The 15,421-nt window shown below is 60.3% G+C and carries 15 protein-coding genes; 4 read left to right on the forward strand and 11 right to left on the reverse strand.

The annotated features are described in order from the left end of the window. Positions 1–6 precede the first annotated feature (6 nt). From era to rpoZ, 7 genes are all read right to left on the reverse strand, one after another. Complete coding sequence (era, locus tag ACWPVA_RS10200; protein WP_454287573.1) at positions 7–951, reverse strand: GTPase Era; 945 nt, start codon at positions 949–951, stop codon at positions 7–9. Between the two features lie 9 nt (positions 952–960). Next, on the reverse strand, positions 961–1,683 hold the full coding sequence (gene rnc / locus ACWPVA_RS10205; protein ID WP_454287574.1) for a ribonuclease III: 723 nt from the start codon (positions 1,681–1,683) through the stop codon (positions 961–963). Then, positions 1,680–2,417 (reverse strand): signal peptidase I, encoded by a 738-nt coding sequence (gene lepB / locus ACWPVA_RS10210; protein ID WP_454287575.1) that lies wholly within the window; start codon positions 2,415–2,417, stop codon positions 1,680–1,682. The genes rnc and lepB overlap by 4 nt, the downstream gene beginning before the upstream one ends. Before the next feature lie 98 nt (positions 2,418–2,515). After that, on the reverse strand, positions 2,516–2,920 hold the full coding sequence (acpS, locus tag ACWPVA_RS10215; RefSeq protein WP_454287576.1) for a holo-ACP synthase: 405 nt from the start codon (positions 2,918–2,920) through the stop codon (positions 2,516–2,518). Between the two features lie 219 nt (positions 2,921–3,139). Next, a complete protein-coding gene (locus tag ACWPVA_RS10220; protein WP_454287577.1) occupies positions 3,140–3,292 on the reverse strand; it encodes a DUF3563 family protein in 153 nt (50 codons plus the stop codon). Positions 3,293–3,589: 297 nt separating this feature from the next. Then, positions 3,590–5,800, reverse strand: coding sequence for a RelA/SpoT family protein (locus ACWPVA_RS10225; RefSeq protein WP_454287578.1), 2,211 nt, complete (start codon positions 5,798–5,800; stop codon positions 3,590–3,592). A gap of 94 nt (positions 5,801–5,894) precedes the next feature. Then, the gene (gene rpoZ / locus ACWPVA_RS10230; protein WP_454287579.1) at positions 5,895–6,296 is read right to left on the reverse strand and encodes a DNA-directed RNA polymerase subunit omega; all 402 of its coding nucleotides are present in this window, start codon (positions 6,294–6,296) and stop codon (positions 5,895–5,897) included. 298 nt (positions 6,297–6,594) lie between these two features. Between rpoZ and ACWPVA_RS10235 the strand changes: the two genes are divergently transcribed. After that, the gene (locus ACWPVA_RS10235; protein WP_454287580.1) at positions 6,595–7,176 is read left to right on the forward strand and encodes a LabA-like NYN domain-containing protein; all 582 of its coding nucleotides are present in this window, start codon (positions 6,595–6,597) and stop codon (positions 7,174–7,176) included. Positions 7,177–7,487: 311 nt separating this feature from the next. Continuing rightward, a complete protein-coding gene (locus ACWPVA_RS10240; RefSeq protein ID WP_454287581.1) occupies positions 7,488–9,002 on the forward strand; it encodes a methyl-accepting chemotaxis protein in 1,515 nt (504 codons plus the stop codon). A 76-nt stretch (positions 9,003–9,078) separates the two neighbouring features. Here ACWPVA_RS10240 and ACWPVA_RS10245 read toward each other — a convergent pair whose 3' ends face one another. The 3 genes from ACWPVA_RS10245 to dapA form a co-directional block, all read right to left on the reverse strand. Continuing rightward, the gene (locus ACWPVA_RS10245; RefSeq protein WP_454287582.1) at positions 9,079–9,498 is read right to left on the reverse strand and encodes a DUF3830 family protein; all 420 of its coding nucleotides are present in this window, start codon (positions 9,496–9,498) and stop codon (positions 9,079–9,081) included. Between the two features lie 2 nt (positions 9,499–9,500). Then, positions 9,501–9,980, reverse strand: coding sequence for an SsrA-binding protein SmpB (smpB, locus tag ACWPVA_RS10250; protein ID WP_454287583.1), 480 nt, complete (start codon positions 9,978–9,980; stop codon positions 9,501–9,503). A 156-nt stretch (positions 9,981–10,136) separates the two neighbouring features. Further along, entirely contained in the window at positions 10,137–11,021 is an 885-nt protein-coding gene (gene dapA, locus ACWPVA_RS10255) for a 4-hydroxy-tetrahydrodipicolinate synthase (protein ID WP_454287584.1), read from the reverse strand. Positions 11,022–11,242: 221 nt separating this feature from the next. On the opposite strand from dapA, the gene ACWPVA_RS10260 reads away from it, so the two are divergent. Both ACWPVA_RS10260 and ACWPVA_RS10265 read left to right on the forward strand, forming a co-directional pair. After that, the gene (locus ACWPVA_RS10260) at positions 11,243–13,309 is read left to right on the forward strand and encodes a transglycosylase SLT domain-containing protein (RefSeq protein WP_454289567.1); all 2,067 of its coding nucleotides are present in this window, start codon (positions 11,243–11,245) and stop codon (positions 13,307–13,309) included. 76 nt (positions 13,310–13,385) lie between these two features. Beyond that, positions 13,386–14,270, forward strand: a complete 885-nt coding sequence (locus ACWPVA_RS10265) for an alpha/beta fold hydrolase (RefSeq protein ID WP_454287585.1) — start codon at positions 13,386–13,388, stop codon at positions 14,268–14,270. A gap of 141 nt (positions 14,271–14,411) precedes the next feature. Here the strand turns inward: ACWPVA_RS10265 and ACWPVA_RS10270 are convergent, their stop codons facing one another. Beyond that, positions 14,412–15,416 (reverse strand): porin, encoded by a 1,005-nt coding sequence (locus tag ACWPVA_RS10270; protein ID WP_454287586.1) that lies wholly within the window; start codon positions 15,414–15,416, stop codon positions 14,412–14,414. Positions 15,417–15,421: the final 5 nt, after the last annotated feature.

Here is a 15,421-nt window from a genome sequence, read left to right on the forward strand (position 1 = left end):
GCGCGCTCAATTCTTCGGGAATTCGAGACCCATCTCGCGGAAGCGCTCGGGATCATCGCCCCAGTTCTCGCGAACCTTGACGAACAGGAAGAGATGCACCGGCTGCTCAAGGATTTCCGAGATCTCCTTGCGCGACGCGGTCGAGATCGACTTGATCGCGTCACCACCCTTGCCGAGCACGATCTTCTTCTGGCTGTCGCGCTCGACATAGATGACCTGCTCGATCCGAACCGATCCGTCCTTGCGCTCCTCCCAGCTTTCCGTCTCGACATGCGAGGAATAAGGAAGCTCCTGATGGAGCCTGAGGAACAGTTTTTCGCGGGTGATTTCGGCCGCGAGCTGGCGCATCGGCAAGTCTGAGATCTGGTCTTCCGGATAATACCACGGCCCTTCGGGCAGGCGCTTCGCCAGGAAATCCATCAGGTCGTCACAGCCGGAGCCAGTCGTCGCCGAAACCATGAAGGTCTGTTCAAAGGCAATGGTTTCGTTCGCCTTGGCGGCCAGATTCAGCAGGTCCTCATGGCGAACCCGGTCGATCTTGTTGAGCACGAGAATCTTGGGCTGGTGAACCTCCTTGAGTCCCTCGAGGATGGCTTCCGCATCGCCGCGCAGGCCGCGCTCGCTGTCGATCAGGAGCAGGATCAGGTCCGCATCCTTGGCGCCGCCCCATGCGGAGGTCACCATGGCACGGTCGAGCCTGCGGCGCGGCTTGAAGATGCCGGGCGTATCCATGAAAACGATTTGGGCACGGTCGTGGATGGCAATGCCGCGCACGATGGCGCGCGTCGTCTGTACCTTGTGGCTGACGATCGACACCTTGGCGCCGACGAGCCGGTTCAGCAGCGTCGACTTGCCGGCATTGGTCGCGCCGATTAGGGCCACGAAGCCGGAATGCGTGGGCTTGTCGCCGACGGCGGCACCTTCGACGGAGGGGTTTTCGATATCAGTCATGGTTTCCAATCAGCCTGCGTCCACGGACTTCGTCCAGACGCCTTCGCGTTCAAGTATTTTCGTAGCGGCGACCTGCTCGGCGGCGCGCTTGGAGCGATCCGTCCCGCTTTCAGGCGCAATGCCGGGGATTTCGACAATCACCGTGAAACGGGGATCATGATCCGGTCCGGCGCGTTCGGCAATCCGGTATGCCGGGGTCTTTGCGAATTTCGCATGCGCCCATTCCTGCAATTCAGTCTTGGCATCGCGTCGCGCACCGTCGGCCCGGCTCGCCTTTTCCTCCCAAAAGCGCAGGACGAAGCCGCGCGCGGCCTCCAGTCCTGCATCGAGATAAATTGCCGCAATCAGGCTTTCGACAACATCGGCCCGGACATTGAGCATAGCCTTGCCGGTCAGTTTCTTGACGTCGGAACCGGTGCGGATGAAGCGGTGCAGTTCCAGCTCGTCGGCGATCGTAGCGCAAGCCTCGGCGCTCACCAACTGGTTGAAGCGCACGGATAGCTCGCCTTCGGTCGCATTGCGGAAGGTCTTGAACAGCAGTTCGGCGACGCAAAGGCCGAGAACCCGGTCGCCGAGGAATTCCAGGCGCTCGTAGTCGCCCCCCTTGGACGAGGGCGTTGCGCTTGAATGGGTGAACGCGCGGTCGAGCCGTTCCTTCTCGGCGAAGGTGTAACCGATCGCGGTTTCGATGCGCGTCCGATCCTCCTCGCCGAGCCCCTTCGGTCTTCTCATTCGACTACCTTGAACAGGCGATCCCAACGCATGTTGGACGGCCACTTCCACACTTCGCGGAACGAGGTATCGTTGCCCAGCGAGAAGAAAATCACCGAAGCGCGGCCGATCAGGTTCTCTTCCGGCACGAAACCGACATCGAAGCGGCTATCGAGCGAATTGTCGCGGTTGTCGCCCATCATGAAATAGTGGCCTTCGGGCACGATAAATTCGCGGGTGTTGTCGCCGCGGGTGTTCTGCGCCTGATCGAGCGTGTCGTAGCTCACGCCATTGTCCATGGTTTCGCGGAAGATCGGCACGTCGGTACCCGGGTCGAGGCTGTAATCGGAAGTGAACCGGCCATCCTCGGCGCGGGCTACAGGCGTGCCATTGATGTTGAGCACGCCGTCAATCACCTGGATGCGATCACCGGGCAGGCCGACGACGCGCTTGATATAGTCGATCTTGGGGTTTGGCGGGAAACGGAAAACGGCAATGTCGCCACGTTCCGGCTGGCTGGCGAAGATGCGGCCTTCGAACAGGTCCGGGGAGAACGGCAGCGAATACTTCGAATAGCCGTAGGAGAACTTGTTGACGAAGATGTAGTCGCCGACGAGCAGCGTCGGCATCATCGAGCCCGAGGGGATGGTAAAGGGCTGGAACAGGACCGTCCGGATGATCATGGCCAGGAGCAGTGCCTGGATGATGACCTTGATATTTTCCCAAAGGACACTCTGCTTCTTTTCAGCTTCCACGCCGTCATTTCCTTTTCTGGCAAATCCTGCCCTGTCTAGTCGGTTCGCGTCGCTGCGGCAACGGCAGAGGCGCGGAAAATACCCTATCCTGCAGGTCGTCAGTCGCGCGCCGGGCGGGCCTCGATGATCACGAAGGCCTGGGCCAGCGGGTAGTCGTCGGTAATGGTAAGATGAACTAGCGGCTCATGACCGGCCGGCATCAGCCGTAGCAAGGCCGCGGCGGCACCGCCCGTCAGTTCCATCGTCGGCTTGCCGCTCGCAGCATTGACGACGCCCATGTCTTTCCAGAACACGCCCTGGGCCATGCCAGTGCCGAGCGCCTTCGACATCGCCTCCTTGGCGGCAAAGCGCTTGGCGTAGGATTCAGCCCGGTTTTTGCGACCGTCGGATTTTAGCCGTTCGATGTCGGTGAAACAGCGCTGCGTGAAACGCTCGCCAAAGCGTTCAAGCGATTGCTCGATGCGGCGTATATCGATGAGATCGCTGCCGATGCCGATGATCATGGGCGATCATCCAGCCAAGCTGCGCCTGGTTCGAATGCCCGGCGCCGGCGCAATGGAGTGGTGTAAAGGGCCTCAGCCCAGGAACAAAGGGACAGCATAATCCACATGTAGTAGATGCCCCCTCATCTCGACAAGCCAGCGCCAGCGAAAATCGTCCACCGGCCGGCAGGACATGGAGAACTCCCGATCTGTCACATCCTGAAAGATCATCTTATGGCGTTAGAAACGGCTACGGAACTGGCCGCGTTCAATCTCGCGCTGGCGATACTCAAGGTCGATAATGTCGCGTGCGCCATTGAGATAAGCCATCTCACGTTCGGCCGAGGTGGGAACGCGCAGGGCGTTTACGAACTTACGAAGGGGCTTGAACATATCTTCTGTCCTCTTTCTTTCTCTCTTGTGTGAGAGAAAGATAATTGTGCGGCGCACAAATTACCAGATCTGAAAAGGGGGCACTGGCATGCGGCATTTGCATGGCGGGTTAAGGAAGGCTTGACGATCGGGAAGCCACATCAACGGACGCGGTTCCCATGTCCTATGCTTTCAGCAGGGGCGTCCGGCTCCTGTCACCCCGAACGGGTAACGCGGCGTCGCCCAAGGCGGGTTGCCCGCCACAGGTCGGCTGCTTCACCCGGCCAACCAATCGATTGCCAACCCGTCCGTCGCCGGTCAGTCGTAGACTCGCTGAACCGTCGAAATGCAGTCCAGGTCGTTCAACTCGACGATCAACTGGTTCAACTGGCGCAGGTCCCAGACCTCAACGTCGATCACCATCTCGGTGAAGTCGGACGCGACACCCACCATCGATAGCGTTCGAATGTTGATGTCGAGCCGCGCGACTGTCTGGGCAACGGTTGCCAGCGTGCCGGGCTCATTGATTGCATTGATCGAGATGCGCGCCATGAAGCGCGACTTGTTCGCCTCGTCCAGGTCCCAGCGCACGTCGATCCAGCGCTCCGGCTCGTCGTCGAACTTCTGCAAGGCAGACGCCTGGATCGGATAGATGGTGATACCCTTGCCCTGCTCCATGATGCCGACGATCCGGTCGCCGGGGATAGCGCCGGCGGGAGCGAAGAACACTTGCGCATTGGCGCCCAGACCACGGATCGGAAGACGCTCGCCCCCCTCGGCCCCGTCTGTGGCCTTGCCGGGAATCTTGAAGACCATGCCATTGGCACTGTTCATCGCGAACCAGCCTTCATCGGACGAAGGTTTCACCGTGACGCGTTCGTCCTGATAGTCGGGATAGACAGCGCGCAGGACGTCGATCGACGATAACTCGCCACGCCCGACGGCGGCGATGGCATCCTCCACGTCGCGCTGGCCGAGGCGGTGCAGGACCGGTTTGAGCCCGTCGCGCGAAAAAATCTTGCCGGCGCGTTCGAACGTGCGTTCAAGTATCCGGTGACCGAGGCCCGCATATTGCTTGCGGATCGCCACGCGGGTGGCACGGCGTATTGCGGCGCGCGCCTTGCCCGTGACGACGATCTCTTCCCAGGCGGCCGGAGGTACCTGGACACCCGAGCGGATAATCTCCACCTCGTCCCCGTTCGAAAGACGCGTGACGAGCGGCATGATCGAGCCGTTGATCTTGGCGCCGACCGTGGTGTCGCCGATGTTGGTATGGACGGCATAGGCGAAATCGATCGGGGTCGCGCCGCGCGGCAGCGCAATCAGCTTGCCCTTCGGTGTGAAGCAGAACACCTGATCCTGGAACAGCTCGAGCTTGGTGTGCTCGAGAAACTCTTCCGGATTGTCGCCTTCGGCGAGCGCCTCGATCGTATGGCGCAGCCACGAATAGGCATTGCTCTCGCGCGACAGCAGTTCGCCGTCTCCACCTGCCTCGCCGTCCTTGTAGAGCGCATGGGCGGCAATGCCGTATTCGGCGATCTCATGCATGCGCTTGGTGCGGATCTGCAGTTCGATGCGCTGGCGCGAAGGGCCGACAATCGTGGTGTGGATCGAGCGGTAGTCATTCTGCTTCGGCGTCGAGATATAGTCCTTGAACCGGCCGGGCACGACACGCCAGCGCGTATGGACGATCCCGAGTGCCCGATAGCAGGCCGGAATGTCGTCGACGATGATGCGGAAACCGTAAACATCGGATAACTGTTCGAAGGACAGCGACTTCGACTGCATCTTGCGAAAAACCGAATAGGGCCGCTTCTGCCGGCCCTTGACGCTCGCATTGAGCAGCCCGTTGGCGACGAGCAGTTCGCACAACTCGTCCTCGATCTTCGTGATCAGGCCCTCGTTGCGCTGGGAGAGTTCGGCGAGGCGCTGGGTAACTGTCTCGTAGGCTTCCGGATTGATATAGCGGAAGGACAAATCCTCCAGTTCGTCGCGCATGTCCTGCATACCCATGCGGCCGGCGAGCGGCGCATAAATCTCCATCGTCTCTTCGGAGATACGGGCACGCTTGTCGTCGCGCATATGCTCGAGGGTGCGCATGTTGTGCAGGCGGTCGGCCAGCTTCACCAGAAGCACGCGAACGTCGTCGGAGATCGCCAGAAGCAGCTTGCGCAGGTTTTCCGCCTGCTTGGCCTTCTTCGTAACCAGATCGAGCTTCTTCAGCTTGGTCAGACCCTCGACAAGACGGCCGATGTCCTCGCCAAACAGTTCATCGATTTCGGCGCGAGTGGCCGTCGTATCCTCGATCGTGTCGTGCAATAGGGCAACCGCAATGGTCGCCTCGTCGAGATGCATCTCCGTCAGGATGGCGGCGACTTCGAGCGGGTGGGAAATATAGGGGTCGCCGCTGGCGCGCGTCTGCTTGCCATGCTTCTGCATGGCATAGACATAGGCCTTGTTGAGCAGGGCTTCATTGGCATCGGGCTTGTATTTCTGAACCCGCTCCACGAGCTCGTATTGCCGCATCATGCCAAGGTGCTCCAAAAACGAAAAGCGCGCCAATCGACAGGGATTGGCGCACGAGAATGAATTTCCGAGACTCTAATGCCCGATTGCTTGACGATTAGTAATCGTCGCTCTTTTCCGGCGGGACAAGTCCTTCAATACCTGCCAGAAGATCCTCTTCCGACATCTGGTCGAAACTCACGGCTTCGGGCTGCTCGTCATCGTCCTCGCTCTTGGCGGCAACGGCGCCGGCAGCGATCAGGGAGCCGGTATCCTGTTCCGGCTCGTCGACTTCGACATGCTTCTGCAGCGAATGGATCAGGTCTTCCTTGAGGTCCCCCGGCGAGAGCGTCTCGTCGGCGATCTCGCGTAGCGCCACAACCGGGTTCTTGTCCTTGTCGCGATCGACGGTGATGGGCGCGCCCTGGGAAATCTGGCGGGCGCGATGGCTCGCGAGCAAGACGAGCTCGAAGCGGTTGTCTACTTTGTCGATGCAGTCTTCAACGGTGACACGGGCCATTGCCTGTCCTTTGCGCTCGGGAATTTAAGGATTTAGCAGCCCGATACTATCAATGGAAGGCGAATTCAAGTTTTTCGTCACCAAGGCATCGCACCGGCGGCGAGCGCCGGCCAAAATAATCACCGCACACAGAGGGAATTTCAACCTATGCGCGCTTGGAATATCATGTTCCCTGCCCTAGATATTTTTATATGAATATTTCATAATTTAGGTGGGGTATTCATGAGTGAGAAGACAAGGTTTTGTTTTAATTGTCTTTTATCACTAAGTCTTATTCTCAGAAAAGGATATTGGCACGATGTTTGATCCTCGGGAAAAAATCGCACTCTTCATCGACGGCGCAAACCTCTACGCAGCCTCGAGAAGCCTGGGCTTCGACATCGACTATCGCAAATTGCTCAAGGCCTTCCAGAAACGCGGCTATCTGCTGCGCGCCTACTATTACACTGCACTGATCGAGGATCAGGAATATTCCTCGATCCGCCCCCTGATCGACTGGCTCGACTACAACGGCTACAAGGTCATTACCAAGCCGGCCAAGGAATTCACTGACTCGATGGGGCGCCGCAAGGTCAAGGGCAATATGGACATCGAACTGGCGATCGATGCCATGGAACAATCCGAGACGGTCGACCACCTGGTGATTTTCTCGGGCGACGGTGATTTCACCACCCTTGTGGAGGCTCTGCAGCGCAAGGGCCGCAAGGTTTCAGTCGTCTCGACCATGGCGACCCAGCCACCAATGATCGCCGATGACCTGCGCCGTCAATCGGACCACTTCATTGACCTGATTTCGCTCAAGGCGGAAATCGGCCGCGACCCGAGCGAGCGTCCTGTACGCCAGACGGAGCCCGCGCCTGCCAGCGAAATGGGCGAATGATCGTCCGCATAGGCTCCAGAAATCCGCCGCCATCCGAAATCCAACAGGTCTGGTACCGGATCGTGGCCGTCGCCCCCAAGATTGCAAAACAACGCGCAACTATCTGAAATTGTAGTATTTCCTCTCGCCGGTCGGGCCTGAGGAAAATCGCTCGTTTGTTAGTTTATTATGATTCTCTTCACCAATCTGGAGCTATCATTTCATCTCACGTTAATCGCGTCCGCGACGAGCGACCTGACGGTAAATTACTCTCGCCCGAGGGTGACCTATTGCACAGCGATTCTCGCCCGAACCTCTTCTAGGTATCCGTAATGTCAGGTAACAACCAATCCGCCTCCCAACTCAACGATCGTCTTAACTTCCTTGGACTGAATGCCGAAGAACGCGACCGTCTTGCCAGCCTTCAACCTCTCATCAAAGCTGAAATCGGCCCCGCACTCGACGCGTTCTATGCTCGCACCAAGTCGCATCCGGAAACTGCCCGTTTCTTCGCCAACGACGCCCATATCGCCCATGCCAAGCAGAAACAGGAGGCCCATTGGTCGCTGATAAGCTCAGGCAAGCTGGACAGCCACTATGTCGAAGCTGTCTCGACCATCGGCCGCACCCATGCGCGCCTCGGCCTTGAGCCGCGCTGGTATATCGGCGGCTATGCGCTTGTGCTGGAAGGGATCATGGAGGGCGTAATCACCGAAGAGTTGCGCGGCTTCATGCAGGGACGCAAGGCCAAGCGCCTGGCGCAGAACCTGACCACCATCATGAAAGCCGCCATGCTCGACATGGACTATTCGATTTCGGTTTATCTCGACACGCTGGCGGAGGAGCGTACGCGTGCCGAGGAAGAACGTCATCGCCTGGAGCAGGAACAGCAAGTGGCGCTGGACGCTCTCGATGCCGCCCTTGGCCGACTCAGCAGCGGTGACCTAACGGCGACGATCGACAAGGAACTCGCGCCGAAGTTCGACACCCTTCGCAACAACTTCAATTCGGCGGTCAATGCGCTCGGCTCGGCATTTTCGGAAATTCACACCGAAGCATCACGCACCGCGACCAACACCCGCGAACTGACGTCGGCGACCGACGAAATGGCCAAGCGCACGGAGCAGCAGGCAGCAGCCCTCGAAGAGACCGCCGCCGCGCTCGAGCAGATTACGACCGTCGCCAAGCAGACGGCACTTCGCACGCAGGAAGCGCGCGAAGCGGTCGTTGCCTCCGCCGACGAGACGGTTCGCTCCGGCCAGGTGGTTGCTCAGGCCGTCGAAGCGATGGGCGACATTGAGACATCTTCGAAGAAAATCACGCAAATCATCAGCGTGATCGACGAAATCTCCTTCCAGACCAATCTTCTCGCCCTCAATGCCGGCGTCGAGGCGGCGCGGGCTGGCGAGAGCGGACGCGGCTTTGCCGTGGTTGCCCAGGAAGTGCGCGAGCTTGCGCAACGCTCGGCTGCCGCCGCAAAGGAAATCAAGACCCTGATCGATCGCTCGTCGCAGGACGTGGCACGGGGCGTGTCGCTGGTACACAAGACCGGCGAAGCCCTAAGCACGATCGGTGAGCAGGTGCATGCGATCAACGGCCATATCGCCGCGATCACCACCTCCTCGCAGGAGCAGTCGGCCGGTATCAGCGAAATCAATGCGGCGATCAACAGCATGGACCAGATGACCCAGCAGAATGCCGCCATGGTGGAGGAAACCAATGCCTCGACCCACGCGCTTCTGGAGGTATCGCACCACCTGACGAACCTCGTCTCGCGCTTTACCGTCTCGACGGAAATCGCCATGCCGCGTCAGTCTCAGGACTACCGCCAGCGCTACGCTGCATAATGGGAAAATCAGTCGCGGTCAGCGCCGCGGCTATCTCATTCTCAAGTATCGAAGACCGCGCCCTTGGGCGCGGTCGCTATCTGATTGCCTCGAAGTTGATCGGCTGGGCGCCCTGCCAGAGCACCATCTTGCCCATCGCCTCGAGATGCTCCCGCCCGTCGACCACCGTCAGGAAGTGGTTTCCGGCGAGAGCACCCATCTTGCTGGCAAAATGCGAGCTGCCATAGGCGAAGAGAAGCTCCGTTTCGCTGTAACCGCCGGGATAGAGCAGAATGTCGCCGCGCGAGGGATGGCAGGTGTGGTTCTCGAAGCCGGCGCCGAACTGGAGGTCGCCGAGCGGAACCCAGACAGCCTCACCGCTCCAGCGCGAATGGATCGCCTGGTTGCGGAACGGCAGAAACGTCTTGAAAATCCGGCAGGTCTCCGGCGCCTTTTCGAGCTCGAACCGCGCGGTGAAGACGAAAGGGCCAACGCTGACCTTCAGCAGATCCGTCATGGTCAGCCGCCCGTCTTCAGCAAACGCGACTTCTGTCGGTTCCAGTCACGTTCCTTCTCCGTCTCGCGCTTGTCGTGCAGTTTCTTGCCCTTCGCGAGCGCGAGTTCCAGCTTCGCCCGGCCCTTCTCGTTGAAATAGATCTTGAGCGGGACCAGCGTCATGCCCTCGCGATTGATCGCCTGGCGCAGACGACCGATCTCGCGCTTGTTGAGCAGGAGCTTGCGGCGGCGGCGAGGCTCGTGATTGAAGCGGTTGGCCTGCAGATACTCCGGCAGGTGGGAATTGATCAGCCAGATCTCATCACCCTCATCCGAGGCATAGGACTCGGCGATGTTCGCCTTGCCTTCGCGCAACGATTTGACCTCCGTACCGGTCAGTTGGATACCGGCCTCGTAGGTGTCGATGATCTCGTAGTTGAAGCGGGCCTTGCGGTTTTCCGCGACAATCTTGTTGATTGTGCGCTGGCTGCCTCTGGGTGCCATGGTGACGATCCGATCCGCCCGGAATGCTTGTTCTTGGCCGGGCGGCGGGCATCCCGTCCGGCTCTTGTCGTGCCTATGTAATATAGTTGTCAGCGCAAAAAAAGAAGCCGGGCGGAAAACCGCCCGGCGCCACGCATTTCAAAGACTTGCAGTCCCTCAGTTGAGCAGGCCGGCGTGCTTCAGTGCCGCATCGATCGCGGCTTCGGTCACAGGCTCGAGCGTCGGTAGAAGCGGCAGGCGCACGGCCCGGTTCATGCGCCCGATACGCGACAGCGCATATTTTGCACCGCAGACGCCTGGCTCCAGGAAGATCGCCTTGTGCAGCGGCATCAGGCGGTCCTGAAGAACAAGCGCCTTCTTGTGGTCGCCGGCAAGCGTCGCCGCCTGGAATTCGGCGCAGAGCTTCGGCGCGACATTGGCGGTGACCGAAATGCAGCCGACGCCGCCATGGGCGTTGAAGCCGAGCGCGGTCGCATCCTCGCCCGAAAGCTGGATGAAGTCACTGCCGCAGGTAATGCGCTGATCCGAGACGCGCTCGAGCTTGCCGGTCGCATCCTTGACGCCGACGATGTTCTTGTGGGCCTTGGCGAGCACGCCCATGGTCTCGGGGCTCATATCGACGACGGAGCGGCCGGGAATGTTGTAGATGAAGATCGGCAGCTTCACGGCATCGGCAACAGCCGCAAAGTGGGCAATGAGGCCCTTTTGCGTCGGCTTGTTATAATAAGGCGTGACGACGAGCAGCGCATCGGCGCCGACCGTCTCGGCATGCTGGGCAAGTTCGATCGCTTCCCTGGTATTGTTGGAGCCGGCACCCGCGATAACCGGGACGCGCTTCGCTGCCGATTCAACGCACAGTTCGACCACCCGTTTGTGCTCGTCATGGGAGAGCGTTGGCGATTCGCCAGTGGTGCCGACGGGCACCAGGCCGCTCGAACCCTCTGCGATCTGCCACTCCACATGAGCGGCAAAGGCTTTCTCGTCAACGGCACCGGTTTCGGTAAAGGGCGTGACAAGTGCGGGAATGGATCCCTGGAACATGCAAAAACTCCTCAGGGCCGGCATCCATGCTTCGGCCGTATTCCTTGGCTACAACGCGCGCACATTACTTTGCGGACAGGGGCGCGACAAGCCAAGGCACGGGGCTTTTGTGACAGCTCACCACCCCTTCAATGGTCGTAGATTTTGCTTGTGCGGTAAGATTTCGTTAACTTGACGAATAGCTAATGGAGGATATTCGGATTTTCCAGCGGGCACTCGAGATGAAGAAGACCATTCTCCTCGCATCCGTCGTCGGTTTTGGCCTGACCGCGTTCGCTTATGCCGGCGAAACCGTCGCTCCGGCCGTCGTTCCCGTCCCCTCACCGAAGCCGTCCATGCCTTCGGCTGCCACCGCCCTGCCGCCTTCGTTCGAAATGACCGGTACCATTCCGCGGACCGCCCGGATCAATTCGGCGAGCATGCTGCTGAAGGCCGGTCTGGATGCCTTGTCCGACAGGAAGGCCCCCGAGGCGCTCGCGATCCGCAACCGCATGCCCGACGGGCTAGACCGCAACATGCTCACCTGGTCTATTGCTGTGTCCGGGATGAGCGGCATTCCGTCAGCAGAAATCGCTGCAGCGCAACGCAAGCTGGAAGGCTGGCCGGGGCTCAAGGCATTCCGCGCCAATTCCGAGCGGGCACTCTATCGCGAGAATCCGCCAGCGCGCGACGTCATCGCGGTCTTCGGCCAGACGGCACCGGAGACGGCAGAGGGCGTGGTCCTCCTTGCCCGCGCACTGATCGAGACCGGACAGAAGGAACGCGCGGCCGAGGTGCTGAACAAGCTGTGGCGTGAAGACGCACTCGACCAGGACCGGGAAGACCGGATCCTGAAGGGGTTTCCCGGCCTTTTCACCGCCGCGGACCACAAGGCCCGCATGGACTACCTGCTCTATCGCGGCCGCACGGCGCAGGCGAAACGTTTCTCCTCGCTTGGCGAGGCCCAATCCCTCTACAATGCCTGGTCGGCGGTGCTGGCCAGGTCGTCGAAGGCGGCGACGCTGCTTGCCGCCGTCGATCCGCGCTGGCGCTCCGATCCGGCCTATCTCTTCGCGCGCATCGAGCATCTGCGCCACCAGGAGAAATATGAAGAGGCGGCAGAGCTGATCGCCAAGGCGCCAAGCGACCCGAAAAAGCTGATCAACCCCGGCGAATGGTGGAACGAGCAGCGGATCGTCGCGCGCGGGCTCGCCGACCAGGGCAAGTTCAAGGCAGCCTACCAGATCGTGTCCCGTCATTTCGCCACCAGTCCCGTCGATGTGGCGGACGCCGAATTTCATGCCGGATGGTACGCTCTGCGCCGGCTGCAGGACCCGACAGCGGCAGCTGACCATTTCCGCAGGATTCTACAGGTCTCCGACAGGCCGCTTTCAGCGTCGCGCGCCTGGTATTGGCTCGGCCGCACCTCCGAAGCAGCCGGTGACGGCAAGGCGCAGGAGAATTTTGCCAGGGCGGCGCGCTTCGCCAGCACCTTCTACGGTCAACTCGCTGCGGCGCGGCTCAACAACAACCGGCTGGACATACCCTACCCCATGCCAAGTCCCGAGGACCGGCAGAGCTTCGCGCGGCGCGAGGCCGTACAGGCGATGGCCCGCTTCGAGGCCGCCGGGCATGGCTGGCGCGCCGAAAGCCTCTACCGCTCGCTGGCCGAACAACTCGACCGCCCAGGAGAACTGGCACTTCTGACCGCCAAGGCGGAACAGTTCGGCGGCCACCATCTGTCGCTCCAGATCGGCAAGATCGCCTATGCCCGCGGCATCAACGTCCCGGCGCTCGCGTTTCCGGTCGGGGTCATTCCCTCCAGTGCCAATATCGAAGGGTCGGGCAAGGCGCTGGCCTATGCGATCGCGCGGCAGGAAAGCGCCTTCAATCCGGCCGCGGTGTCCCCGGCCGATGCGCGCGGCCTGTTGCAGCTCATGCCGGGAACCGCAAAGGCGGTGGCGACGCGCTACGGACTTGCCTATTCCAAGGAAAAGCTGACGGCCGATCCGGCCTACAATGCAACGCTTGGCGCCCATTATCTCGGCGAGCAGATCGACGCTTTCGGCGGCTCCTATATCCTGACGTTCATCGCCTATAATGCGGGGCCGAAGCGCGTGTCGCAATGGATTGCCCGCTATGGCGACCCACGCGGCAAGCCGATCAACGAAGTGGTCGACTGGATCGAGCGCATCCCCTTCCCCGAGACCCGCAACTACGTCCAGCGCATCATGGAAAACTACCAGATCTACAAGAGCCAACTCGGTCAGGAGACCGACATCGTCGCTGATTTGCGCTTCGGACGGTGACGTTCTGGCGGGCCCGCTTTGGCGGCGCTGAAAACTCCGCTACATCTCTCTTCCAGGACACAAACAGGAGGCCGGGATGTCAGCGGATTACAATGAGGGCTTTGTTGATCGTTTCATCGAGACAGACGATGGTCTTTCGCTCCACGCCCGGCTCTACGGCGAACATCTGCCCGGCGAACCCATCATCTGCCTGCCTGGCCTCACCCGCAATGCACGCGACTTCCACCAGCTTGCGTTGATTCTCTCACGCTCTGCCCAGCCATCGAAGGTCGTGGCGATTGATTCGCGCGGACGCGGATTGTCCGATTGGGACAGCGATGAGAGCCGCTATACGCTGGCGGTCGAAGCGCTGGATGTCATCCATGTACTCGACAGCCTCGGGATCGACCGCGCCGCTTTCATCGGCACCTCGCGCGGCGGCCTGATCCTTCATCTGCTGGCCGTCAGCCACCCCGGGCGCCTTTCTGCGGTCATCCTGAACGACATCGGCCCGGTGATCGAGGTCGAAGGGCTGCGGCAGATTCAGGCCTATCTCGGAGGCGAACGGCAACCGAGGGACTTCGACGAGGCGACGGCCATTCTGCGGGAGGTTCACGGCTCGGGCTTTCCGGCCTTGTCGGATCGCGACTGGCACGACATGGCGCATGCGATCTATCGGCAAAGGGGCGGGAGCATACGTCCAGACTACGATCCTGCAATCGCCGCGCAGTTTTGTGCGGCAGACCTCAGCCAGCCGCTGCCCGATCTCTGGCAGAATTTCGCGGGCTTCGCCAATCTGCCGCTGATGGCCATCCGCGGCGCGACATCGCGACTGCTGTCGCCGGACACGATGGCTGAGATGGAAAGACGGCATCCCGGCATGGCTTCGCTCACCGCCGCCGGACAGGGTCACGCCCCGATCCTGCATCTGGATGGAATCCCGCAGCATATTCAGGCCTTCCTCGCGGCCCGGTTCACTTAGCCGAAACCAGAAATCAGCAAAACGCCGGATTTGACGGTATCTGGCCGCACGAAGGAGTTTCCCTTCATATTCGGGCACCACCTCAGACGGAAAAAGCCCGGTCTTGCGACCGGGCTTTCCCTATAAGATCCGGAGATCCTATTAGAACGAACGGGTCAGGCGAACGAAGCCCTGCCATTCACTATCAGCACCAGGTGCATCGACGTCAATGTAAGCCACATTAGCCGATGCCGCCAGACCAGTTGCGATCTGGTATTCAACGAGCAGGTCAGCGGACCAAGCATCAACACCGTCTACGAACATGTAGTCGCCGTAGTAGTTGACTTCCGGGGTGATGGTCAGCTTGTCGGTTGCCTTGAAGGCATAAGCTGCACCAACGGTCCACTCGGCGGTCAGATCGACAAGCGGGTTCGTATAGGCGCTGATGCCCGAAGACCAAGCGCCATTCAGAGCGAAAGTACCCGGACCGACTTCGGCCGAAACTACACCAGCGATCGCACCTTCTTCAGCTTCAAAGTCATAAACGCCATAAAGGGCGAGCGAAGCCACGCCGAGGGAAGCGGAAGCCATGGCTTCAAGACCGACAGCGTTATCCGCGTAGAAGCCGGACAGATCGTCGACGCCGAGACCAACGGTGAACGCATCGCTGGCGTACGTGTAGCTAACCGTGTTGAAGCGGGTCGTGGTGAAGAAGAAGTCGCTTTCACCAGCCAGACCGAAGCTATCGATAAAGGTCCAAGCGCGACCAACCTTGAAGCCGCCAACTTCGATGTAAGCTTCGCGAAGGAACATGGCGCCAGCGTTGGTAGCTTCGAGATCGATGTACGAACGAACCGTACCAACTTCCGAGTCATTGCGGGCATCGAAGTGAACGCGGGCACGAACGGCCGAGGCCCAATCGAATTCGTTATCTACGCCGTCACCCCAGGTGGCATCACCCATGTTAAGCGTTGCACGAATCTGGCCGCCGATCTTGAGGCAGGTTTCGGTGCCGGGGATGTAGAAGTAGCCGGTGCCGAAAGCGTCGCAAACGCGAACGTATTCCATCGGCTCAGGTTCAGCTGCAACGATAGCGTCGGCAGCCTGTGCGCCGGTGACTGCAACGAGAGCTGCAGCGGAGCCGAGAAGAAGGCTCTTGATGTTCATATTGA

Source organism: Rhizobium arsenicireducens, assembly GCF_964021225.1.